Source organism: Fibrella musci, assembly GCF_041321105.1.
Classification (GTDB): domain Bacteria; phylum Bacteroidota; class Bacteroidia; order Cytophagales; family Spirosomataceae; genus Fibrella; species Fibrella musci.
Window position 1 is genome coordinate 1 of the sequence record NZ_JBGGWD010000007.1, and the last position, 25373, is coordinate 25373.

16 protein-coding genes are annotated in these 25373 nt (G+C 57.7%); 11 read left to right on the forward strand and 5 right to left on the reverse strand.

Annotation, left to right across the window (positions count from 1 at the left end; all coding sequences use genetic code 11):
• Window positions 1–144 precede the first annotated feature (144 nt).
• Window positions 145–963 (forward strand): IS5 family transposase, encoded by an 819-nt coding sequence (locus tag ACAW74_RS22020; protein ID WP_370700397.1) that lies wholly within the window; start codon window positions 145–147, stop codon window positions 961–963.
• Between the two features lie 40 nt (window positions 964–1003).
• Here ACAW74_RS22020 and ACAW74_RS22025 read toward each other — a convergent pair whose 3' ends face one another.
• Window positions 1004–4294 (reverse strand): S41 family peptidase, encoded by a 3291-nt coding sequence (locus tag ACAW74_RS22025; protein WP_370700398.1) that lies wholly within the window; start codon window positions 4292–4294, stop codon window positions 1004–1006.
• 161 nt (window positions 4295–4455) lie between these two features.
• The gene (locus tag ACAW74_RS22030; RefSeq protein ID WP_370700399.1) at window positions 4456–7422 is read right to left on the reverse strand and encodes a M16 family metallopeptidase; all 2967 of its coding nucleotides are present in this window, start codon (window positions 7420–7422) and stop codon (window positions 4456–4458) included.
• Between the two features lie 340 nt (window positions 7423–7762).
• Between ACAW74_RS22030 and ACAW74_RS22035 the strand changes: the two genes are divergently transcribed.
• The 7 genes from ACAW74_RS22035 to ACAW74_RS22065 all read left to right on the forward strand — a co-directional run bounded on the left by ACAW74_RS22035 (window position 7763) and on the right by ACAW74_RS22065 (window position 19076).
• Window positions 7763–8458: an RNA polymerase sigma-70 factor gene (locus ACAW74_RS22035; RefSeq protein WP_370700400.1), complete on the forward strand. Its 696-nt coding sequence runs from the start codon at window positions 7763–7765 to the stop codon at window positions 8456–8458.
• 99 nt (window positions 8459–8557) lie between these two features.
• Complete coding sequence (locus tag ACAW74_RS22040) at window positions 8558–9577, forward strand: FecR family protein (protein ID WP_370700401.1); 1020 nt, start codon at window positions 8558–8560, stop codon at window positions 9575–9577.
• Between the two features lie 91 nt (window positions 9578–9668).
• Window positions 9669–13133 (forward strand): SusC/RagA family TonB-linked outer membrane protein, encoded by a 3465-nt coding sequence (locus ACAW74_RS22045; RefSeq protein WP_370700402.1) that lies wholly within the window; start codon window positions 9669–9671, stop codon window positions 13131–13133.
• A 184-nt stretch (window positions 13134–13317) separates the two neighbouring features.
• Window positions 13318–14943 carry a RagB/SusD family nutrient uptake outer membrane protein gene (locus tag ACAW74_RS22050; protein WP_370700403.1) on the forward strand — a complete coding sequence of 542 codons (1626 nt, stop codon included), beginning with the start codon at window positions 13318–13320 and terminating at the stop codon, window positions 14941–14943.
• Window positions 14944–15082: 139 nt separating this feature from the next.
• The gene (locus tag ACAW74_RS22055) at window positions 15083–16210 is read left to right on the forward strand and encodes a SusE domain-containing protein (RefSeq protein WP_370700404.1); all 1128 of its coding nucleotides are present in this window, start codon (window positions 15083–15085) and stop codon (window positions 16208–16210) included.
• A gap of 222 nt (window positions 16211–16432) precedes the next feature.
• Window positions 16433–17563 (forward strand): glycoside hydrolase family 76 protein, encoded by a 1131-nt coding sequence (locus ACAW74_RS22060; protein WP_370700405.1) that lies wholly within the window; start codon window positions 16433–16435, stop codon window positions 17561–17563.
• A 94-nt stretch (window positions 17564–17657) separates the two neighbouring features.
• A complete protein-coding gene (locus tag ACAW74_RS22065) occupies window positions 17658–19076 on the forward strand; it encodes a glycoside hydrolase family 125 protein (protein ID WP_370700406.1) in 1419 nt (472 codons plus the stop codon).
• Window positions 19077–19248: 172 nt separating this feature from the next.
• Here the strand turns inward: ACAW74_RS22065 and ACAW74_RS22070 are convergent, their stop codons facing one another.
• Both ACAW74_RS22070 and ACAW74_RS22075 read right to left on the reverse strand, forming a co-directional pair.
• Window positions 19249–20739 (reverse strand): MFS transporter, encoded by a 1491-nt coding sequence (locus tag ACAW74_RS22070; RefSeq protein ID WP_370700407.1) that lies wholly within the window; start codon window positions 20737–20739, stop codon window positions 19249–19251.
• Window positions 20740–20836: 97 nt separating this feature from the next.
• Window positions 20837–21103: a hypothetical protein gene (locus ACAW74_RS22075; protein ID WP_370700408.1), complete on the reverse strand. Its 267-nt coding sequence runs from the start codon at window positions 21101–21103 to the stop codon at window positions 20837–20839.
• Window positions 21104–21254: 151 nt separating this feature from the next.
• Here ACAW74_RS22075 and ACAW74_RS22080 point away from each other — a divergent pair, with 151 nt between their 5' ends.
• Together ACAW74_RS22080 and ACAW74_RS22085 are read left to right on the forward strand one after the other, a co-directional pair.
• Window positions 21255–22316, forward strand: a complete 1062-nt coding sequence (locus ACAW74_RS22080) for an alpha/beta fold hydrolase (protein WP_370700409.1) — start codon at window positions 21255–21257, stop codon at window positions 22314–22316.
• A 164-nt stretch (window positions 22317–22480) separates the two neighbouring features.
• Complete coding sequence (locus ACAW74_RS22085; protein WP_370700410.1) at window positions 22481–22690, forward strand: DUF2442 domain-containing protein; 210 nt, start codon at window positions 22481–22483, stop codon at window positions 22688–22690.
• Window positions 22691–22739: 49 nt separating this feature from the next.
• Here ACAW74_RS22085 and ACAW74_RS22090 read toward each other — a convergent pair whose 3' ends face one another.
• Complete coding sequence (locus tag ACAW74_RS22090) at window positions 22740–23723, reverse strand: HNH endonuclease (protein WP_370700411.1); 984 nt, start codon at window positions 23721–23723, stop codon at window positions 22740–22742.
• Window positions 23724–23883: 160 nt separating this feature from the next.
• Between ACAW74_RS22090 and ACAW74_RS22095 the strand changes: the two genes are divergently transcribed.
• A complete protein-coding gene (locus ACAW74_RS22095) occupies window positions 23884–25356 on the forward strand; it encodes an amidohydrolase (protein ID WP_370700412.1) in 1473 nt (490 codons plus the stop codon).
• Window positions 25357–25373 lie beyond the last annotated feature (17 nt).

The following is a 25373-nucleotide window of genomic DNA, read 5'->3' on the forward strand; positions in this document are numbered from 1 at the left end:
CTCAGCCAGGATTTAATCTCTTAATAGGCTTTCGAGCCTTGCATGTTTGCTAAAGTGCCTGACTGAGAGTAGCATTACGGGGTGTAATAATCTTGATTTCTTACTACTGCTCAAAGCTAAAGGTGTGTTTTGGATAGGATACAAATGAGAATCGGTCGTATCTTGAAATCGCCAGATCATCAAGAACATGAACCAAACTGTCCACGAGTTGACCGATTCCCAGTGGCAACTTTTCGAAAAATTGTAGACGACAAACGCCAGCGATGGCATTCGCTTCGTACCATAATGAATGCTATTCGGTCCATCAATCGGACAGGCAATCAATGGCGAGAGTTGGACAGTACATACCCGCCTTGGCAAAGTGTTTATTATCATTTTCGCCAATTCAGGCTCCGGGGAATCTGGGAAGAGCTATTGGCTAAGTTGGTTATTAAGGAACGAGTACGCCAGCAACGTAACCAAACACCAAGTCTAGTAGCTATTGCTAGTCAAAGCGTTAAAATTATGCAGTTCATTGAAGAAGAAACCGGTTTAGATGCTAATAAGAAGATCAATGGGCGCAAACGTAGTATCGCCGTTGATCGGCTGGGGCTTCCCTGGTCGTTGGCTGTCACGGCCGCCAGCACCTCCGATAATGAAGCGGGCAAATTGGTCGTGGACCGACTGAATGGCAAAGTACCCCGACTGGAAGTGATTGCGGCTGATCCTGTTGAGCAGGGATATGGCTGGCGGGTAGAGATTGCCCAAAAGCCGGAAAGTGGTCGGGGGTTTGTGCCGGAAAAGAACCGATGGCCGGTCGAACGCAGTTTTGGCTGGCTCAATTTTAGGCGACGATTGTTTCGAGATGTAGAGAAAACCGTAGAAAGTTCGCCGGGCCGCCGTTGCGCAGGCCATGTTGCGAATTGCCTTCATTTCCATTCTCATCAACAGACTCGCCAAATAAAACGCCAAAACATAATCTAACAGAAAACCCCGCAACAGGTACGTTACGGGGCTTTTGTCTTTATTTACCACTCACCGATTTACCGGCTTTGGCGTCGTCGAGCTGTTTGATTAGCTCTTTCACGGCGACGGTCAACTGCGTGTTCTGGTCGGTGTAGCTTTCGCCGATGGGGCGCGTCACAGGTACGTCGACGGGGCGGGGAGCCAGTTCCATGTTCTTGCCCGTGTTGTCGGTAATCTTCGAGAACGGCAATCGGATCGACGAGCCGTCGATTAATTGTGCCGCCGAAGTGAAAATGATCCAGCCCGCCGTAGGTTCGCCAACGACCTTGCCCAGTTTCAGCGTGCGGAACCCTTCTGTGAAGTCTTCGGCGTCGGATAGCGAGTGCTGATTCGTTACCAGAATCGTCGGGGTTTCGAGCGCCCGTTGGCCCAATTGCGACCGCGCCGGTGCCGATGGCAGGCCGCGCGAGGTCATGGTCAGGTAGCCTTTGCGGGCAAACACGTCGATGGCGTAGGGGTTCACAAAGCCACCGTTGTTGTTGCGCACGTCGACCACCACCCCGTCGCGGGCGTGATTGTCGGCGTCAAGGTCGATGTACAGTTGATTGAGCGATTCGGCCGACATATCGAACATGTGGACGTACCCAAGCCGCCCGCCGCTCGCTTTATCCACAAAATCGCGCTGTTGCTGCACCCACTGTTTGTAGAGCAGGCCCTTTTCGGTAGCCAGATTCACGGGCATCACGCTCACCTCGCGCGGCGCGGCGGTGGGGCTGGCGGCCACCGCCAGCGTGACCTGCCGGTTAATCTTGTTGTTCAGCAGGAAATCCACGTTGGTCGTCGCATCGATCGTGGTGCCGTCAATCGCCAGCAGGTAGTCGCCGGGTTTGATGGTGCCGATCAGCGACGCCGGGCCCAGATTCACCACCTCAGTGATGAGCAGCTTACCCGTATTTTCGTAGGTAATCCGGTCGAAGCGGAGGCCCAGGCGGCCCGTCGTGATGTCGGTGGTGCCCTGCGGCCCGGCCACGCCCGAGTGCGAAGCATTCAGTTCGCCCACCATCAGGTTCAGCAGGCGGCGCAGTTCGTCGGGGGTACGTGCCCCGGCGGCGAAGGGTTCGTAGGTGGTTTTGACGGCATTCCAGTTGGCACCGTGAAACTCCGGATCGTAGAAGCCCTTGTTCTGCACATCCCACGCCTGACTGAACACCTGTAGTTTTTCAGTGGCAAAATCCACGTCGAGTTCGGCCGTGACCGCGATGGGTTTAGGTTCGCGCCGTTCGAGCGAAATCGACTGGATGCGGCCCTGTTCGAGGTAAAAGACCTCTTTGCCATCGGCCGTAAACTGCGCGTTGCTCTTCGATCCGGCGGTCGTGGTCAGTTGCCGGGCAACGGGCCGTTCGGCACTCGTTTCGTCAAGCGAATAGGTGTACAAATTCTGCCGACCAGCGACGCTGGCGACCAGCAGCAACGTTTTCCCGTCTTTACTGATCGACTGTCCATCGACTTCGATACCCACCGGGAGCAGGCTCAGACGCTGCCGGATACCATCAAACACGATGGTCGTTGCTTCTTTCCCAACTCCTTTGGCTTTGCCCGTCGCGACGGTGTCGAGCGAGCTACGGCCGGGGGCTGCCGCTGTCGTAGCGGCCGGCCCCGTTGGGGTGGGACGCACGTTGCGGGGCACCTCCTCGTTGAACAGATCGCGGAACTGTTCTTCCCGGAATTTAGGCGTGCGGGGCACCAGATCGACGCGGGCAATCTGCGCCGTTTCGGTCCGTTGATTCGTGCCAAACAGAATGTATTTACCATCGGGACTCCAGCTAACGTTCCCGCCGAAGGTGTTCGCAATGAAGCTGATCGGTTTGGCATCGCCACCCGCTACCGGCACTACCCACACGTTGCGGAAGGTTTTGGCCCCGTAGGCCACAAACGCCAGCCACTTGCCATCGGGCGAAAAGGCGACCGTTCCCGTTCCGGCGAAAGGCGGCCGGCCCAGATAGCCTTTGTAGAGCACCCGGTCTTTTTTCGTGGTCAGGTCCAGCAGCCGCAGTTCCTGCCCGTTGCGCATGAACGCTACCGATTGTCCATCGGGCGACAGTACCGGCGCGCCGTCGTCCAGTGGCGAATCGGTCAGGCGGGTTTCGGCGCGGGTTGCAAAATCGTACTGAAACAGATTGGCCATGCCGTGGCGCGTACTCACATACAGCAGGCTGCGGCTGTTGGGCGTCCAGGCCAGTTGCGATTCCACCGCCGGGCTGCTGCTCACCCGCATGGCGTCGCCACCGTCTTTGGCCGAGGCGGCAAACACCTCACCGTGCGCCGTGAACGCTACTTTTTTGCCATCGGGCGACACGGCCAAATCCCGAAACTGGCTGGTCAGCTTTTGATGATCGACCGACGAACCGGCAGCGGCACCCCGCAACCGAATGGCCATTGGTTTGGCCTGTTTCGAGGCGATGTCGTACATCCAAAGCTGAAAATCCCGCTCAAACACGATCGTGCGGCCATCCAGGCTCATCGACGGCCACAGCACGCGCCCGTCTTTGAAGGTCGTTAGCATCGTAGGCTGGCCTTTCAGCGGCTTGGCCCACAGGTTCTGACTTCCGTTGCGGTCCGACATGTAGTAGAGCGTCTGCCCGTCGGGGCTCCACAGCGGCCATAGTTCCTTGGCGCCCCCTTCCGTCAGGCGTTCGTAGGTGGGTTTGTCGCCTTTTTTCGTGCCGATTTTGCACGTCCAGATTTCGGTCTGATCGAGGTGGCTGCTGCCTTTGCGCCACCACTGCGCCGCCGCAATACCCCGCGCTGAGAACGCCAGCGTGCTGCCGTCGGGCGAGGGAACGCCAAAAAACTCGCTGGCGTAGCGGTCGGCCGTGACGGGCATGGGCGTACCGCCGCTGATGGCCACCCGATAGATGTCGTTCATGCCGGAAATGTCCCGGCTCGTCGACTGGAAATAGAGCATCTTGCCGTCTTTCGACCAGGCCGTGAGGCTTTCGGCACCGTCGTCGTAGGTGAGCCGCCGCAGGTCGCCGGTTTCCAGCGTCAGCAGGTAGATGTCGCCGTTACCCGAACGGGTCGAGCTAAAAGCCAGGTACTTGCCATCGGGTGAATACAGCGGTCGCGATTCGTTGTCGGCATGGGCCACCAGCAGCCGGGCCTCACCGCCCGTGGCGGGTACAGTCCAGATGTCGCCGCCCGAGACGAAGGCAATTTCGGCGCCGTCGGGCGAAATGCCCGGTTCGGCAAAGGCATACTGCGCCACAGGGGTACGTTGCGCGACCGCCAACGGCCCAAGCCATAGGCTCAACGCCACGCCAAGCAGCCGCAGTTGAGTAGAATGTTGCATGAAATCAGGTTGGTTGACGAACAAAAAAGAACTGGCTAACGAGGGATTGATCACCCTCGATTAGCCAGTCGTAAGTTACACTTTAATCGCCTGTTTGTCATCCCTCCTACGGCTGCGGGCCTCGGTTGGAATGACAAAAAACAGGCGGCTTATCGCTTAAATCAATACCCGAAAATCTCGTCCAGCGAGAGTTTTTTGACGGAGCCGTATTTGGCCAGATCTGTCGGCGTAACACGCTTCTCGGAGGCCACCACACAGAGCGTATACGGCTTATTGGCCAGCTGCGTATCAGAGAACTTCTTCAGGTCGGCGTAGCTCATTTTATCGAGGGCTTCGTAGGTCTTCTGGCGAACGTCGTAGTCGATGCCCCGATCCTGCGCGTCGAGGTAATTGTAGATGATGTTGTCTTGCCGGATACGCTCCGTTTGCAGGTTTTTCTTCATGTTAACCTGCGCCGTTTCGAGCAGCTTGGCCGACTCGGGCAGGCCGTTGAGCAGTTCGCTCATGCCCGCGATCGCTTCGTGGAATTTGTCGGCCTGACTACCGATGTAAGCATTCACCGAATACTGCTGATCTTTCCGACTCGGCGTGTCGTAGTACGCATAGGTCGAGTAGGCCAGTGCCTTCGATTCGCGCAGAGTCTGGAACACCACCGACGCCATACCGCCCCCGAAATAGTTGTTGAACAGATCGATGGTCGGGAGTTGCGCCGGATCGAAGTCAGCCGTGTTACGTACCCAGAAAATCTCCGACTGTACCATGTCGTAATCGGCGAACAGCACCTCGGGCGACTGCTGCGCTACCTGCTTGAAGTTGTTGCGGGCAGGCACGGCCTTGAACTGCGCGGGCATCTGATGCGCCTGCGTCAGGGACGTACCCAGCGCCGCCAACGGCTGCGGACCGTAGTAAATTACCTGCTGCGGGTAATCGAACAGCGTATGGAGCACCTCCAGCAACTGAGCCGATGTTACCGCCTGTAATTCGTCGTTGGTCAGTTGGTTGTTGTACGGGTTCTTGGGGCCGTACTGGGCGTAGCTGAGCAGTCCCTGGAGGATCAACCCTTTGTTCAGCTTGTTATCCGCCCGTGCTTTCATCGTCCGCTCTTTCAGGTCGGCCAGAGCCTGTTCGTTGGCCTGACAGTTGCGCAGCACGTGGTCGAGCAGGGCCACGCTTTTGGCGAAATTCTCCTGCAACCCCGACAGCCGAACCGTCGTGTAATCGCCCGACGAGTAGATGTTGTAATTGCTGGCCAAGTCGTAGAACGCCTTGCTCAGTTCTTCGGCCGAATACTTGTCGGTGCTCAAAAACGACAGATACTGCGTTGCCAGCGGGAGCAGCTTGTTGTGGTACGTACCCATCGGAAGGCGATACCCCATGCGGAACAGGTCGTTGTCGGGGTTGCTGACGTACAGAATCTCCGCCGAACGCGGCCCGGCATTACCAGCCTTGCCGCGCTGAATGTCTTTCTTGTAGTCGAGCCAGACGGGCTGCACGTTGCTCATCGGCATCTGGTTGACCTGTTGCAGAAAGGGCGACTGCGCCTCCCGGTTCATCTCGACGGGCGTGATGGCGGGCTTGTCGACCTTCACGATGCTCTTGTCTTCGCCTTTGCGTTTGTACACCACCACGTAGTTGTCGCGCAGGTATTCTTTCGCGAAATCCATTACCTGCTGCTTGGTCACGCGGGCCAGCTGATCGTTCAGGCTGATGCTGTTGGCGTACGAAGTCCCACCCGACAGAATGAAGGCGTCCAGCAACTGGTAAGCCCGGCCGTAGTTGTTCTCGAACGACTCGATCTGGTTCTTTTTATAGTTATTCACAATCGAGCCCATCACCTTCGGGTCGAAGTTGCCGCTTTTGAGCTTATCGACTTCGGCCAGCAGCAAGGTTTTCACCTCGTCGAGCGACTGCCCTTTTTTGGGTCGGCCGTACATCATCCAGACGCCGTAGTCTTTCATGAATTGCGGTGATGAACCCCCGCCCAGGATCTTCTGCGCTTTGTTGAGGTTCAGATCGATAAGGCCCGCCGCCGAGTTCGACATCAGTTCATCCACCATCACCGCCACGGCCCGGTTGGCCGCCAGCCCGCCCGGAAACCGGTAACCAATCTGCACCTGTTCGGGCGTGGGGCCATACACCTCGCGGGTCTGCACGGTGGTCAGCGATTTTTCGGGCGCGGGGCTGTATAACTGCACCGGCTTGCGCTGCATGTAGGCAAACGCCTTGTCGACCTTGCCAATTACCTGATCGGCGTTGAAGTCGCCGGCCATGATCACCGCCATGTTGTTGGGTACGTAGTACTTGTCGAAGTAATTGCGGATTTCGATCAGCGACGGGTTTTTCAGGTGTTCCACAGTCCCGATGGTCGTCTGCTGTCCGTAGTTATGCGTCGGAAAGAGGGCGGCCATGAGGGCCTCGTTTACCTTACGGCCATCGTTGTCGAGCGACCGGTTTTTCTCTTCATAAACGGCTTCGAGTTCGGTGTGAAAAATGCGCAGCACCGGTTTGCGGAACCGCTCGGCCTGCACGGCCAGATAGCGGTCAACGGCGTTCGACGGAATGTCTTCCAGATACACCGTCTGTTCGTACGACGTGAAGGCGTTGGTGCCCTGCGCGCCCATCGACGCCATCATTTTATCGTATTCGTTGGCAATGGCGTATTTGGAGGCCTCGCCCGCCGTCTGATCGATCTGTTTGTAGATGGCCTTCCGTTTAGTCGAATCGGTCGTTTTGTTGTACTGCTCATACAACGCGTCGATCTTGTCGAGCAGGGGTTTTTCCTTCGCCCAATCCAGCGACCCGAACTTGTCGGTGCCTTTGAACAGCATGTGTTCGAGGTAGTGGGCCAGGCCGGTGTTGGTGCGGGGGTCGGTGGTTGAGCCGGCCCGCGTCGGGATGAAGGTGTAGATGCGCGGCTCTTTTTTGTTTTCGCTCAGAATGACCGTCAGGCCGTTTTTGAGCGTGTAGAACCGGGCCTGCATGGGGTCGTTGGCCAGATATTTATACGTGTAGCCGCCCGGCGACGTACCTGTTTTCCATTCGTAGGATTTGGCCGATTGGGCATGGGCCACCAACCCGCACGCAACGAGCAGCCAGGCTGTCAGCCGTAACCGAAAGAGGTGAAGCATAAAGAAGCAGAAGAGTGTTTTGTGAGTCGACTAAAGATACAAAATCACCGCCGCAAGTTGCATGGAGATTTGTCAGGCGGTCGGTAACGACGACCTGGGCCACGGCCAATACGAAATCGGGCGGCGGAAAAAGGGCGTTTCAGACCACTTACACGCCAATAAATACTAACGCAAAGCCTTGTTTGTCAGCCCAATAATGGTTCCACCTGTAGTCAAGTACGGCTGCTGGCGGAGCCCTTCGTATTTTTGTGCGAGAGATTATCTGGTAAGGCGTGTAGGGTATGGCAGTGCAAACTTGTCTGTAAATCGTTATACGGCGAAAGACCAGTACCCCTACGTTATGATTCAACCGTTACCGATGCGACCACTCTCCGAACAGCAGCCGGTACACCTGCGTGATCCGTTTTCAGGCAGCGACGCCCCCCAACCCATTATGCTCGACGACGAGGTACTGGCCCGGCAACTGTTTCAGACCGACCCCGAAGCGGGTTGTAGCTGGCTCTTCCGGCGTTATTACCGGCCCCTATGCAACCATGCCCTCCGCTTCGTGTACTCGCGCGAAGTGGCCGAAGACATTGTGGGCGAGGTATTCTGTGCCCTCTGGACCGACAAAGGCTACTCCACCATTACGACTTCGTATCGGGCCTACCTGTTCACGGCAGTGCGCAACCGGGCCTACAATTACCTGCGCTGGGAGCTCAGCCGCAAAAGCGACACCGATACCATCAGCGACGCGGCCACGACCGCCTTCAGCAGCGAGGCCCAGACACCCGCCGAGATGGTGCAGTTTGACGAGCTCTACCAGAAGATCAACGAGACCATTGCCGACCTGCCGCCGCAGTGCCGCCGCACCTTTCTGATGTCGCGCTTCGAACAGAAACCGTACCGCGACATTGCCGCCGAAATGGGCATCAGCATTAAAGCCGTGGAGGCCAATATCAGCCGGGCCCTCAGTGCCCTGCGCAAAATGCTGCGGAATGAATTTGTTGTCCTGCTCGGTATGCAGTTGGCGACGGCCATCGGCGGTCTTTTTTGACGACCCAACGCTACGCATCCAACTAAAAACAACCCACGCCAGACATAGGGTGGCCCCGGCCCAACTTGTCATGGCATTGACTCACTCAATTGTTGCCTCATGAACGGACCCTCTATCGAGCATACACTTTACGACCTTTTCGCGGGTCGGGCTACGCCGCTGCAAAAGCAGGCAGTGGAAGAATGGCTACGAACTGCTGAAAACCGGGAGGTGTATTACCAGGTGCTGGCCCGCTACGAAGCCGAACACGCCCAATACGAACCCGATTCCACCCGTGCGCTGGCCAATTTCGAGCAGTTCATGAAAGGGCAGCCCTACCCGCGCCATCAGTCGGCGGCAGCACCCTCAGCCGTCTTTACGGTATCGGGCGATTCGCGGCGGGGCTGGCCTGGTACGCGCTGGGTGCTGGGCATGGCCGCCTCGCTGCTGGCCGTGGTGGGACTTGGGTACGTTACGCACGACCAGTGGGCCTACGAGAAATTCGACGCGCCCTTCGGCAAAACGACGACGGTCACCCTTGCAGACGGATCCGACGTTACGCTCAATGCCCACTCGTCGCTACGCGTACCCCGCTTTGGCTTTGGCAACAGCGACCGCCACGTGTGGCTCACCGGCGAAGGCTATTTCAGCGTGCGCCACACCACCCACGACCACACATTTACCGTTCATACGCCCAACCTCGATGTGCAGGTGCTGGGTACGCGCTTCAACGTAAATACCCGCAGTGGACAGACGGAGGTGATGCTGGATGAAGGCAAGGTGCAACTGGTACAACCCAAAGCCCCCGCTCACCCGCTTACGCTGAAACCCGGCGATCAGGCCACGCTGGTTGAAGGCGATACCGCTTTCCACCGCAAGGTGATAGCCCTGCCCGAGCAGGTGGCCGCCTACCGCCAGAATCGCCTTGTTTTCACCGACACACCGCTGAGCAAAGTGGCCTCGACCATCCAGGATTATTACGGCATCCGGGTGGTGGTCAGCAGCCGCGAACTGGCCCGCCGTGAGCTTACCGGCACACTCCCCAACAATGACCTCAACGTTGTTCTTCGCTCGCTTTCCGTTTCGTACAATCTGGCCGTCGAACGCCAGGCTACTCAGGTGGTGCTCAAGCCACAGTAACCGGTTCAACGAGTCAGGTACGTTGCCGGGAAACACTTGTCCCGCCACGTACCTGAGCCGACCCGTATGAACCTCTCTTTCCTCAATCTTTATGAACAGATCTTTTAATCGACGATTGTGCTACGGCCTGTTTGGGATGGTATTATTCCAGCAGTCAACAGCACTGGCGCAGGAAACGGCATCGACCCGGGCGCGGCTCGTGCGGCCTGCGCCCGCCCGGCAGCGGTCACTGCGCGACGTGCTGCTCGACCTTGAACGGAAACATAAAGTCTTTTTCTCCTACGAAAGCAAGGTGGTCCGGGGCAAGCTGGTCAACGCCGACCTGCCGCAACTACCTTCCCTCGACGCCGAACTGCAACAGATTCTTCAGCCGGTGGGGCTGCGTTTCGAGCGGGTGGCCGACAAGTACTACTCCATTGTCGTTGACAACAACCGCTCGGGCAGCGCCCTTCCGCTACGCCTGACCGACGGCGCGCTGACATCGCTGCGCCTGTCAACACTGCCCGGACGCGCCACCCCGAACGTACCTGAGCGCGAGCTCAGTACGCTGACCGTCGCTGCCGACAAGGCGCTCGTAACGGTTTCGGGAACAATTGTCGACGAAACGGGCGGGCCACTGGTAGGCGTGAGCGTTATCGAACGCGGCACGCAGAACGGCACCACCACCAACGCGCAGGGACAATTCACGCTCAACGTAGCCAACGCCCAGTCGACGTTGATTTTCAGCTTCATTGGGTACGTTACGCAGCAGATCGAAGTGGGCAACCGAACCACGTTCGACGTAAAACTGGTGCCCGACACCAAATCGCTGAGCGAAGTGGTGGTAGTCGGCTACGGTACGCAACGCCGGGCGAGCGTAACGGGCGCGGTCGATCAGGTGGGGCAACAGGCCTTGGAGGGTCGCCCCGTCACCAACGTGTCGCAGGCCTTGCAGGGCGTATCGCCGAACCTCATCGTGCAGCAGGCGTCGGGTGAGCCGGGTGCGCCGCTGAACATCAACATTCGGGGCATCAGTACACTGGGCAACAACAGCCCGCTCGTCATCGTCGATGGGATTCCCGGTTCTATTGACGTGCTGAACCCGTCGGATATCGAGTCGATTTCGGTGTTGAAAGATGCCGGTTCGGCAGCCATCTACGGGTCGCGCTCGGCCAACGGCGTCATCCTGATTACAACCAAGAAGGGCGCCAAAAACGGCCGCACCACGGTGACCTACAACGGCACCTACGGGATGCAGACGCCCACCCTGCTCCGGCAGTCGGTAGAGGCGTGGGAGTACGCCATGCTGAAAAACGAGGCACTGGTCAACTCAGGCCTGCCGCCGCAGTTCACGCCCGATCAGATCGCGGGCTTCCAGCAACGGGGGTCGTCGCCCTGGTACCTGAACGAGATTCTTAAAAATCAGGCCCCGCAGCAAAACCATAACCTGAGCGTATCGGGCGGCAATGCCAACACGACCTACCACTTTTCGGCCGGTTTTCTGAACCAGAACAACCTGTTCAAAGGCCCCGATTTCGGGCTGAAGCGCTACAACTACCGCCTGAACCTGACGCAACAGTTGAGCAAGGTGAAGTTCACGGGTATTCTGGCCTACGCCCGCAACCAGATCAAGGAACACGCTTTTTCGTCGGATGTGCTGCTGGTCGACGCTGCCCGTATGCCCCGCACCTACCCCATCACCGATTCGCTGGGCCGCTATGTGCTGTCGCCGATTCTGTCGGAGAGCAACCCGCTGGCCCGGTTGGAGCAGGGCGGTTATCGGCAGTACGACAATGACAACGTCTACGGCAACGTGTCGGCCGAGTGGGAGGTGTTCAGCGGTTTCAGACTGCGAGGGATTTTCGGCGGCGAGCTGAACGCTAACCACCAGTACCAGTTTCAGCGGGCCATTAATTACCTGCCGTACGTGGGCGGCACCGACAACACCGCCAGCGTAAAAGACGAGAGCTACAAGTCGCTGTTTACCAACGTGCAGTTGATCGCTTCGTACGAGAAAAGTGTCGGCAAACACAATTTTAACGGACTGGTTGGCCTATCGAACGAAGGCTTCACGTCGCAGGCTAACGGCTTGTTCAAGCGCGACGTTGACAACGACCTGGGTACCGACATTTCGCGGACGATTATCCAGCCGGTTTCGTATAACTCGAACCAACGTACCTCACAAAACGCGCTGTCGAGCGTATTTGGCCGGGTCAACTACACCTTTGCCGACCGGTACATTGCCGAAGTCAACTTCCGCTACGATGGCTCGTCGCGCTTCGCGAAGGCCAACCGCTGGGGATTCTTCCCGTCGGCGGCGCTGGCCTGGCGGATTACCGAAGAGGCCTTTGCCAATACCTTCCGCGACCGCTTCGGCGACTGGAAGCTGCGGGCGTCGTACGGTGTGTTGGGCAACCAGAACGTAGGCGATTTCCAGTACCAGAGCACCTATTTCAACTTTGCCAACGCCTACGCCTTCAACAACACAGGCGTGGCCGGTACGGGCCTGACGCTGGCCAACCCCAACATCACCTGGGAGCGGGCGCAGACGTTCAACCTTGGTCTCGACGCCTCAGTCTGGCGCAACCGGGTTACATTCTCGTTTGATTATTTCGACAAGCTGACGAAAGACATCCTCATTACGCCGTCGGTGCCGGGGCTGTATGGCGGATCCGTACCCAATTACAACGCCGCCCAGGTACGTAACCAGGGCTGGGAAATTGCCGCCACGCTCCGCCATACTACGGGCGACGTTCGGCATAACCTGACGCTCAACCTCGCCGACAGCAAAAACCGGGTGGTGGCCGTAGATGGCAAAACCGACATCAGCTACATCGGCGAGCTGGCAACGATCCTGCGCGAGGGGCTGCCGGTCCGGTCGTATTTTGGCTACCAGAGCAACGGCTACTTCCAGAATCTGGAGCAGTTGGCGGCTGGCCCGACGCCCACGTTTGTCTCGCCCGGCGACCTCCGCCCCGGCGATGTCAGGTACGTTGATCAGAACGGCGATGGCCGCATCGACGAGGCTGACCGGGTGGTGCTGGGCAATCCCTTCCCGCGCTATACCTATGGCGTTACCTACAACGTAGCCTGGCGCGGTTTCGACCTCAACGTCTTCGTGCAGGGCGTGGGGCAACGGTCGCTATTCCTGCGGGGTGAAGCGGTCGAACCCTTTCACGGACCGTATCAGGATGCCATTTTCAAGCATCAGACCGACTTCTGGACGCCTACGAACCCCGACGCTACTTACCCGCGCCTGACACTGGGTGGTGCCTCACGCAACAACTGGGGCGTGGGTTCCGATCGGTTCCTGCAGGATGCCGCCTATGCCCGCCTCAAGAACCTGCAAGTGGGCTATACGCTGCCCGGCCGCCTCACCAACAAGGTGGGTGTCAGCCGCCTGCGCATTTACTATACGGGGCAGAACCTGTTCACGCTCACCAACATGCAGGTGGGCATCGACCCCGAAGCGACTGAGTTTAATAACAGCCTGGGCTATTCCAACGGCAGCGTGAACTCCGGCCGGGTATATCCCAACCCCAAATTCAACGGAATAGGGCTTGACGTAACGTTTTAAATGGTCATACCCCCCGCCCTGAAGGCGGTCCGACGGGTCGGGGCCTGCTGGCGCAAGCAGTGGCAATGGCCATGATAGAGGTCGACTAGCCACTGCAATCGCTATCTACCTGATGGATATTCTTGCGCCAGCAGGCCCCCTTTAGGGCGGGGGGTATCAGCGGCCCAATTAATACGAACAACACATGAAACGATCACATAAATTAGTTGGCTTACTAGGAGCAGCGCTCTGGCTGGGTGGGTGTAAAGACCTCGATCTGGCTCCGACCGATCGCTTTACCGAAGCCACTTACTGGACCAATGCCGACCGGGCGCTGAGCGTACTGAACTCAGCCTACGGTGGGCTCTATACCGCCGACTTTTTCTTTACCAACGATGCTCTGTCCGACAACGCCTACAATCAACTAGGCGATTTTCAGGGGGCAAACAGCATCGCGCGGGGTGCCTACGACGCCGCGCTGGGTCGGATTCGCGACGAGTGGAATTTCCATTATGGCGGGATCAAAACCAACCACATCCTGCTCGAAAACATCGACCGGGTGCCTAACCTGGACCCGACGCTGAAGGCACGGATCATCGCCGAAACGCGCTTCATCCGGGCATTCCACTATTTCCAGTTAATGACCTGGTACGGCGATGTGCCGTTCTTCACCAAAGACGTCAGCATCGAGGAGTCACGGACGATTGCCCGGTCGCCACGCGCCGACGTGCTGGCGTTTGTGTTGTCGGAACTGGATGCGGTCGCGCCCAACCTGCCGACCAACGTACAGTATGCCACTGCCGATCGGGGGCGGATCACCAAAGGGGCCGCCATTGCCCTGAAAGCGCGGGTGCAGCTCTATGAAAGCCGCTGGGCCGATGTAGCCGCCACTTGTGAGCAGTTGATCGACAACACGGCCAACGGCACTTACGCGCTCTATCCAAGCTACGAAGGGTTGTTTTTACCTGCCGCCGAAAATAGTTCGGAGAGCATTCTGGCACTGGGGTATGCCCCGGAGGTACGTACCCACAGCAATTTCCGTGACTTCGTGCCCATCAGCATCGGCGACCGGGTCAATAACCTTGCTCCCACGCAGGAACTGGTCAACGATTACGTGACGACCAACGGCAAAGGCATTGCAGAAGCTGGTTCCGGGTACGTTGAAACGGCGCCATATACTAACCGCGACCCACGGCTGGCGGCGACCATCGTCTATGACGGCTACCTCTGGCGCAGACCCGACGGCAGCACGACCACCATCTACATCCGCCCCGGTTCCACACCTGCCAACGCCGATGCGCGCAATGAGTTCGGCAAGCAGAACGCCTCGACCACGGGCTACTACGTGCGGAAGTACTACGACCCCACGGCCAACGCCGCGTTCCAGTCGTCGCTTGACCTGATGCTGATTCGCTATGCCGACGTGCTGCTGATGTATGCCGAAGCCAAGAACGAACAGGGACAGCTCACCGCTGCCATCTGGGACAAAACCATTGGGGCGCTTCGCCGCCGGGCGGGCTTCACCGATGCTGCCGCGCTGACCTTCCCGACGGGTGCAAGCCAAGCTACCCTGCGCGATATTATTCGCCGCGAACGTCGTTCCGAACTGGCGCTGGAAGGATTGCGCGTCTTTGATATCCGCCGCTGGCGCACGGCCGAGACGGTGCTGAACACCTTCGCGCACGGGGCCAAGTTTGGCGACCCCACCGTCGACAACGGCTACGTTCGCGTCGACCGCCGCACCTTCGACAAAGACAAGCATTACCTCTGGCCCATTCCCCAGCTCGAACGCGACTTAAACAACAACCTGTCCCAAAACCCGAAATGGTAAACTAACTGACCCCACCCCCGGCCCCTCCCCTGCATTTCAGGGGAGGGGGATGCTCTACCGTAAGGCTCGGCCAAACTGCGGAGCACGGCTCCCCTCCCCTTGGTTAAGGGGAGGGGCTGGGGGTGGGGTCCTTTCTGCTATGAAACATAATCTGCTCCTTCTGTTCTTTTTGGCGGGCCTGCTGATGCAGTGCAAAGACCCCGGCCGCGACCTCAACACGAATATCAGCACCGTCTCGACGTTCTTCGCACCCAACGACAATCAGGCTGTTAAGCTACAGCCTGCCACGCCTGCTGCGGTGGTCTTCGAATGGGATCAGGCAAGGGCCGAAGACGGGACCCTCGTGCTCTATGAACTGGTGTTCGACAAAGAAAGCGGCGATTTCTCGAAGCCGATCTATAAGCTGACGTCCGACCAGAACGGCGTGCAGAACAAAGCGACCGTGACCCACGCTACCCTGAATAAAGTGGCGGCGCTGGCGGGCATCGGCTCGCTGGGTACGGGTAAGCTGAAATGGACCGTCAACGCGTCGCGGGGTATCAACGTGAAACCGGCCGGTCAGAGCCGGGTTTTGCAGGTGGAGCGCCCGGCGGGTTTCGCCGAGATTCCGGCCGAAGTCTACCTCACCGGCGACGCCACCGAAGCCGGCACCGACCTGACGAAGGCCATCAAATTAAAGGCAGTTCGGCCGGGCGAATTTGAAGTGTATACCTCGCTGAAAGCCGGTACATACCAGTTCATTGACCGGGTAACGGGCAACGCCAAAACCTATAACGTGACTGGCACGAACATCGGCGAAAATGGCGCTACCACCGTGACCGGGACGGCCAAAACGTACCGCATCAGCCTCGATTTCAACAACGCCGCCGCTCGCCTCACCGAGATCAAATCGGTGGGTCTGTGGTATGGCGCCGACAACGCTGTGCGCTTCCCGCTGACCTACACGGGCAACGGCACCTGGACGTTGTCGAACACGAAGATTGATTTTGTGCCGGTTTCGTACGGCCGCGAAGAGCGCTACAAATTCCGCCTGACGACAGTCGGCACCGACGGCAAGGATGCCTACGAGTGGCTGGGCAGCAGCAACTCCGACAACTCACGGCCCGACGCCAACACTGCGGCGGCCTATTACTACCTGTTCAGCATCCCTCAGAGCCAGTGGGACTACTCGTATAAATTCAATAGTGCCGTGGATGGCAAGAACGTCGACCTGCTGGTGTCCCTCGCCCCTACTTCGACGTATTTTCACCGGGTTACGGTTAAGTAAAATGAATAATGTACAATGCACGATGTATAATGAGCCTACCGGGGGCCCGCTAACGCATTCTCATCATTCATTGTACATCGTGCATTGTACATTATTCATTAGTTGACCTTCATAGATTTAGTTTAATCACGCACTAAACGCTCGGCCTTTGTTCCGGGCGTTCAGTCTTTTCGCAACTCAATCGTTATCAACGTACCCAGCGACAATCAACCTGTTTTCAGCATGCACCTACTCAACAAAGTCTTCATCCTGATTGCCTGCCTCAGCCTGTCGTGCAAAGACAACAGCATCGGGCAGGGTGCCGGTCCGGCCACCAAGCCCACCGTCTTCAACTGGACCACCATCGCCGACAGCAGTAGTCGGGCATTGAACGCGCAGTTTTTCAACGATCAGGGCCGCTACTACAACGAGAATAACAACGGCAGCACCAAGTTCAATTACTGGCCGCAGGCACACGCGCTCGACGTGCTGGTGGATGCCTACACGCGCACCAAAGACAACCAGTACCTGATCTACATGAACGACTGGTATGCGGGCGTACCCGTGAAGAATGGCAATACATTCCTGAATACCTATTACGACGACATGCTCTGGAATGCCCTCGCCATGTTGCGCGCCTACGATGCCACCAACGATAAAAAGTGGCTCGATGCCACGCAGGTGCTGTGGGACGACATCAAGCTCGGCTGGAGCGACGTGATGGGTGGCGGCATTGCCTGGCAGAAAAATCAGCGCTATTACAAAAACACGCCGGCCAACGCCCCCGCCATTATTCTGGCGGCCCGCCTCTATCAGCGACTGAAACGCCAAACCGACCTCGACTGGGCCAAAAAGATTTATGACTGGCAAGTCAAAACGCTAGTCGATCCGGCAACGGGTATGGTGTATGACGGCATCAACCGGCAGAACGACGGCAAGATTGATACGGGCTGGAAGTTCACCTACAACCAAGGCCTGCTCATCGGGGCCGGGCTGGAGATGTACCGAACCACTCAGACGGCAACGTACCTGAACGACGCTATCAAAACGGCCAATTTTACGCTTGCCGACCCCGACCTGTCGGGCTCTGGCCTGCTGAAAGCCGAAGGCAACGGCGACGGGGGCTTGTTTAAAGCCGTGTTGGTTCGTTACCTTGCGCTGCTGGCGACCGAACCCGCCGTGTCGGCCGATACCCGCACCCGCTATGTCAATTTTCTAACGTTTAACGCCGAAACGCTCTGGCGCAGTGGCACCCAGAAACCGCAGGTCGTTTTCGGGCCAAACTGGGCCAGCCGCCCCGCCGACGGCAAAACTGACCTCACCACCCAGCTCAGCGGCGCCATGCTGCTCGAAGCTATGACACGATTACAGTGACCATTGAACAGTATGCAGTATACAGTGAACGATAGTCAGAAACGTACCTGATAAAACCTACTGTATACTGCACACTGTTAATTGCATACTGAAAATGAACCGCCGAACATTCATTCAAAACACCGCCTTGACCAGTGCCGCACTCGCTTCGGGGCAATGGTCGTTTGCCCGATCCGCTGCCGATTTCCCGACCGTACGGGAGGCCGTAGGCAAGCGCAACTTCCGCTCAGAAGCCGTCGAACAAACCATTGCCGCCGTTAAAAAGGGGATCAACAACCCCGAAATGGCCTGGCTGTTTGAAAACTGCTTTCCCAATACGCTCGACACCACCGTAGAGCACACGATGGACGGCGGCAAACCCGACACCTATGTGATTACGGGCGACATCGACGCCATGTGGCTGCGCGACTCCACGGCGCAGGTGTGGCCCTACCTGCCCCTGATGAAAGGCGACAAACCGCTGCAACAACTGGTGGCGGGGGTGATTGCCCGGCAGGCGCGCTGCATCCGGTTTGACCCTTACGCCAACGCCTTTTACAAGGAAACGACCAAGGTGGGCGAGTGGAAAGACGACGTCACCGACATGAAGCCGGGCCTGCACGAACGGAAGTGGGAGATCGACAGCCTGTGCTACCCCATCCGGCTCGGCTATTATTACTGGAAACAAACCGGCGACACCGCGCCCTTCGACGCCAACTGGCAGGAGGCCATGCGTCTGGTGGTACAGACCTTCCGCGAACAGCAGCGCAAAACGGGTCCCGGCCCCTACAAATTCGAGCGGCGCACCGCCTGGGCTACCGATGGCGTCCCCCTGGGCGGTTACGGCTACCCGGTCAAGCCCGTCGGACTGATCTGCTCGATGTTCCGGCCCAGCGACGACGCTACCATCTACCCCTACCTGATCCCGTCGAATTTCTTTGCGGTAACCTCGCTGCGGCAAATGGCCGAACTGCTGACGGCCCTCCGCGCCAACGCCCCACTTGCCACGGAAGCCCGTTCGCTGGCGGCCGAAGTGGAAACAGCGCTGAAGCAGCACGCCATCACGACGCACCCGCGCTTTGGCAAAGTGTACGCCTATGAGGTCAACGGCTACGGCTCGTACAACCTCATGGACGACGCCAACGTACCCAGCCTGCTGGCGATGCCGTATCTGGGCGCTATGCCAGTCTCGGACCCCATCTACCAGAACACCCGCAAGCTGCTGTTGAGCGACGAGAATCCGTTCTTCTTTAAAGGCAAAGCGGGCGAAGGTATCGGCGGACCCCACGCCGGTATGGATATGATCTGGCCCTTAAGCATCATCATCCGGGGCCTCACCAGCACCAACGACGCCGAAATCCGGCAGTGTCTGCAAATCCTGCAAAAGTCAAATGCGGGCACGGGCTTTATGCACGAGTCGTTCCATAAAGACGACGCGAGCAAGTTCACCCGCAAGTGGTTTGCCTGGGCCAATACCATCTTCGGCGAATTCGTCCTGAAAACCTTCAACGAACGCCGCACGCTATTGTCGTAAGTTCTTCACCACAGAGGCACGGAGTACACGGAGTCTTTATTGCTGACTCGACCAGTTCTTCTGGCGTCACCAACGAACTCCGTGTACTCCGTGCCTCTGTGGTGAAACTTGCCAAGCATCCCCAGCCGAGCGCAGTGCACATCGTACATCGTACATCGTACATTGTTCATTATCAACTCTTATCACCCGCCAGCGTAGCCAGACCTTCGCCGGGTACGTCGCCGGCATGGTGCGGTTCGGGCAGGGTTTTGCCCCGCAAGAAGGAGATCAGGGCGGCTGTGATAATCAACCCCGTTAGTACCCAATAGACGGCCCGCATCCCGGTGAGCTGTGCCACATCGCTCATGGGGTCGGCCTGATGCATGCGGGCATACACATTCCGGGTGCTGTACCAGACCGCGGCGGCCAGCGCAATGCCCACCACCAGCCCCATGTTTCGCATAAAGGCGATGACGCTGCTGGCCACGCCCCGTTGTGGCAAGGGGGCCGCGTTGAGCGCACTGCTGCTGTTGGGCGACTGAAACAGCGCAAAGCCGAAGCTCACCAGCGCCGTTCGCCAGACCACATTGTGCCAGCTCCAGTCGGTTTGAAGGAACGACAGCGAAAAGTAGCCCGCCGCCGCCAGTAACAGCCCCGTACTAGCCAGCCAGCGTGTACTGACCCGGCTCGACAGATACCCACCAATAGGCGCCACGATGCTGAGCGTCAGCGGACCAGCAAGCAACACCAGGCCCGCCGTCTGGGGCGAGAAGCCGAGCAACTGTTGCAGAAAAAACGGGATGATAAACAGGTTGCCGCCCGACGCCATAAACCCCAGCAATGCCGCCAGAATCGCCGACGTATAGGGACGTACCCGGAACAGACTTAATTGCAGCATGGGCGCGGGCGTGCGCGATTCCCAGTAAATAAACAGTGCCAGCAACACGCTGCCCGTCCCCAGCAGCCCCATCACCAGCGGGTTACCCCAGCCGTAGTCGGGCTCCGGGCCGAAGTCGAGGCCGACAAGGAGCGTCACGACGCCCACCAGAAACAACCCCGCTCCGACCAGGTCAAAGGCGCCGCGCGGCTGTCGCACACTAGTCGGCAACACCACCAGCGCCCGCCAGATGGCAATCAGGCCGATGGGTACGTTCACGAAGAAAATACTGGCCCAGCCAAACTTGCCCAGCAGCAACCCACCCACGACCGGCCCCGTACTCGAACCGGCTGCCACGATAGCGCCCATCAGGCCCAGCGCCTGCCCCCGCTCGTTGGGCTGAAACGTGTCGGAAATGATGGCGGGGCCGATGGCAAAGATCATAGCAGCACCCAGCCCTTGCACCACCCGAAAACCGATCAGCGAGCCAATATTCCACGACAGGCCACACAGCAGCGAACCCAGCACAAAGATGCCGAACCCCGTCACGTACATGTTTTTTCGCCCCAGCCAGTCCGACAGTTTGCCCATAATGAGCAACGTGCTGGTTGTCGTGAGCAGGTAGCTCAGCACCACCCACTCCACACTGTCGCCCGCATCGAGCTCGCGCCGGATGGTGGGCAGCGCAATGTTGACGATGCTGCTGTCGAGCGTCGCCATGAACGTACCGAAGGCCAGCGTGGCCAGCACCAGCCATTTGTTGGGGGTTGGGGTCGCGGTGGGTGAAACGGGCGGGTCGGCTATCACAGGCAGCAGTTGGAAACGGTGTTCCTTTCTAACTACCAATTGGGTACGTTGGTTGGTTTACGGCCACATACTCCTTCTTTAGCCCAGTGCCACACCACTATTTTCTCTTCTGCATAAGCTCCTCAAAATCTTCGGCGGCCCAGCCAGGGAGCCCCACCCCAGGGCGCTCAACCAGGAACCGGCCGGTTTTCGTGTCGATGATAATCGTCCGGGTCTCTCTGCCAACCACAGCCTGATACCGCCCATTATCAGGCTGTGGCTGCACTACGGGTTGAGAAGCGGGTTTGTTGGCCATCAGCAGCACCGCTCCCATCGCCAGCACACCCAGGCAGAAGGATTTGGGATCAATCGTAATCGTTTTCATAAGCGAGTCGTGTTTATGTTGTCCTGCTTAGACAACGTACCCACCGATCCGTTTAAATCGAGCAGCGTACTCGTTTGCAACTATTGCTGTCCGAAGCAACCTCTCCATCCTTTTCCGCATCTTGGCGTTACGATGCTCTCTGTCACCTGCAATGCGCCTGAAAGCCTTTTCCCTGCTCCTGCTCATTTTTTGTGGAGCCTGTAGCTCCACCCGCCCCTTCAAAGCGGCCGATGGCACTCCACTTGATACCAGTATTGCCGAGATGCAACGGGTCAACATCAATGGCATCAAACAATTCGTAACCATACGAGGAAGAGATCGACGTAACCCGGTGCTGCTGTGGTTACATGGAGGACCGGGCAACCTGTCGATGCCCTTCTACATGCATTACAATGCGGCTTTAGAAGATTGCTTTACGGTCGTTTATTGGGACCAGCGCGGATCCGGGAAGTCATACTCCTCGCAGATTCCGCCCGAAACCATGACCCTAGATCAATTCGTTGCCGACACGCATGCGTTGACAACATGGCTCAAGCAACGATTCAATCAGCCCCAAATAATATTGGTCGGCCATTCATGGGGCGGATTATTGGGTATGCACGTCATTGCAAAACATCCCAACGATTACCAGGCGTTTATAGCTGTAGCGCCCATTTCAAACGGGCCTCAAAGCGAACATCTGTCGTATGAGTTCGCGCTCAGCAACGCACAGCAAAAACAAGACGGAAGTGCCCTGGAAACGCTGCAACATATCGGCCCGCCCGAAAACGGACTGTATAAAGAGGGGTTAGATGCTCTAAAAAAGCAGCGGAATCTGGTACAGAAGTACGGCGGTGTGGTTCATACGCACCTCAGCATGCCGGGCTCCCAAATCTATCTACGATCTAAAGAATACGGTCTGTTCAGTTTGTTGAAGGCCAATAAGATCCAGCAGCGTTCTTACCCAATGGTGGAGACCCTATGGCCAACAGTCGACCTTAAAAAACAGATCCCAACCGTCAACGTACCGATCTATTTCTGCCTGGGACGCTACGACAACAACTGCCCATCTACCCTGGTGGCGGATTACGTTGAATCCCTAAAAGCGCCTCACAAAGAGCTCATCTGGTTCGAGGAGTCAGCCCACCTCCTCTGCTGGGAAGAGCCGCAAAAATTCAACGCACTTGTGAAGGAAAAGCTGGCAACAGCGATTGCTAAAGCGACGTTAAAATAGCGTTAGCCAAACGACGGGAAACAAGAGCGTCAGGCGTTCAACTGCCTGCGCTTCAGCTTGGGGCCGCTTTAACACCGAAGCTGACGTTGCGATGACGGTGACGGCTATGAGAGGGGCGGTAGAAGGCTTACGAGCAATGGTAAGATAGGCTAAAGAACAAGCGTATGAAAACAATAGCAGTCACAGAAGCAGTGTACGTTGGTGACCACCGGCTACGGATAAACTTTTCGGACGGCACATTACAAGTCGTTGATTTTGGCCCATTTTTAAAAAATCACCCGCACCCACAACATAACAAATACCGCCAATTAGCCAATTTTAAACGCTTCCGCATCGAACGCGGCAATATCGTTTGGGTCGAGACTGGGATTTGATTTTTCCCGTTTCACAACTGCATCAGGGGTACGTTGCTCCGGCGATTTACTAACCCCTGAAAACGTGCGCCCGATGCCAGGCGAAGGCTTCCCGATCGGGCCAGTACCGCTTGTCGGTGGGTAACTCAAGCAACGTACCTGCAAGCGCTTTCAGGCTGTAGGGGCTGCTTTCATTCTCAACGAACGTACCAGATACGACAACGCGGTAACGGTCATCGACCGAAATAACCCCCTTGTCGAAGGCCCGGTGCAGGTTGGGGCAAAGCGCGATACCATTGGTCGGGTGATTGTTGAACGTTCTGGCAAATGGGACGATGTGGCAGGCATCGACCATCGAAAATGAATAGGGTGCCGCTACCCGAACGCCTGTGACGCAACAGGTGTCATCATAAAGCCGCACTACCTCGCGCCGAAACACGGTGTCGCGGGCAAACACTTCGATCTGATATGTTTCGGGGTCAAGCCGCGTTTTTAAATCCTTCAAACGGGTTCTGTACGCTCCGGGCGACTCTTCCAGTATTTCCCGTTTCAGGTCCTCCAGCGGCTTATCGGGCGTAATGGACAAGCTAGCTGTATGGCCGGGGAAGTACGTATCGAGCAGTGTCCGTCGTAAAAGTTGGCGAGTTGTGTCGTTCAACAGCAATTCGGCCAAACTGGAATCAATCTGGGCATAGGCAACGGCCATGCTCAGGTTGGCAAACGTGGTCAGTTTGCCGTTTTGAACCCAAAGTTCACAACCCGGATTCGCTACCAGTTCCCACCAATGACCCTTTTCATTTTTCAGATGAAAAAACGGCAGCGCAAAACCAAGTGTATGTCCACTCACGACGAGACTATTCCAGTTCGATTTAAACAGACTGGTCAGTTCGGGCGTAATCGGTATCTGATTGTCTGTTAGCAGCCCGGCTTCGTAGGCCTGAACGACGGTCAGCAGCAGTACAGGTTTGTGGGGCGCTTTCCCGTCTACTTTACCCACACCCACGTTAAGATGCGAAAAAGCGTAGAGGTAGTACTCCAGAATGGGTTGGGGCATAATTACCGGGGTTTAGCTTCGCAAGGTAGCGACAGTGGGCAATGTGTTACCATCCGCCGCTTCCCTTGCACCTGTACGACGTGCCCTGCGGCAGATGTCGTCCTTTTTGCTTAGTATAGCTGTCACAACCTACTCGTCATCGCTTCGGCGAACTTATTCTATGCGTTCATCTTTCCTTACTGCGGCCCTGCTGTTGCCCGTTTTGGCACTTGGGCAATCGAAGGCGAAAAAAGCCGCCGCCCCCACCGTCGACAAAGACAAACAGACCGTCATCGCCAACCTCAACGGACGGTTTGGCGAATACGCCGGTATCTCCAAACAAATCTGGGACTTCGCCGAATTGGGCTACCAGGAAGAAAAAAGCTCGCTGCTGCTTCAGGAACAGCTCAAAAAAGAAGGCTTCGATGTGCAGGCGGGCGTGGCGGGTATCCCCACGGCCTTCGTCGCCACCTACGGGGCCGGCAAACCCGTGATCGGCATTCTGGGCGAATATGACGCCCTGCCTGGCCTCGCCACTGAAGCCAAACCCGATTTCACGCCCATTGCCGGTCAGAAAGGCGGGCATGGCTGCGGCCACAACCTGTTTGGGACGGCCTCGGTTGCGGCAGCGGTCGAAGTCAAAAACTGGCTTAAAGCCTCGGGCCATGCCGGTACGGTCAAGATTTATGGCTGCCCGGCCGAAGAAGGCGGGGCGGGTAAGGTGTACATGGTGCGCGAAGGCCTGTTCAACGACGTCGACGTGGTGCTGCACTGGCATCCCGGCTCGCAGAACGCCGCCGACGCCGGTACGTCGCTGGCCAATAAAAACGCCAAATTCCGGTTCCGGGGCATTGCAGCCCACGCGGCAGCCTCGCCCGAACGGGGCCGGTCGGCGCTCGACGGCGTGGAGGCGCTGAACTACATGGTGAACATGATGCGCGAACACGTACCCAGCGATACGCGCATTCACTACGTGATCACGAAAGGCGGCGAAGCGCCCAACGTGGTCCCTGCCTTTGCCGAGGTCTATTACTACGCCCGCCATAAAGACCGCGACATCCTGCAAAGTGTCTGGAAACGCATCGAGAATGCCGCCGAAGGAGCCGCCAAAGGCACCGGTACCAAGGTGGAGTGGGAGATTCTGGGCGGTGTTTACAACCTGCTGCCCAACGTCACGCTGGCCGAGGTGATGCACCAGAACCTCAAAACGGTGGGTGGTCTCACCTACACGCCCGAAGAAACCGCGTTCGCCGAAAAAATCCGCAGCACCTTCCCCGACGACCAAAAAGTACCCGTCACCAACGCCGCGCAGATCAAAGATTTCCGCGATGCCTCGGCCAGCGCCACCAGTGGCGGATCCACCGACGTAGGCGACGTAAGCTGGGCGGTGCCGACGGTAGGGCTGCAAACCGCAACCTGGGTGCCGGGGTCGAGCGCGCATAGCTGGCAGTCGACGGCCGCCAGCGGCATGAGCATCGGGCAGAAGGGAATGATCGTCGCGGCCAAAACGCTGGCCCTCACGGCCCTCGATCTCTACAACAACCCCGCGCTGATTGAAAAAGCCCGCGCCGAATGGGTGCAGAAACGCGGCGCCGACTTCAAATACGAAGCCTTACTTGGCGACCGCAAACCCGCTCTGGACTATCGGAAGTAGCCACTTTTCAGAAAGCA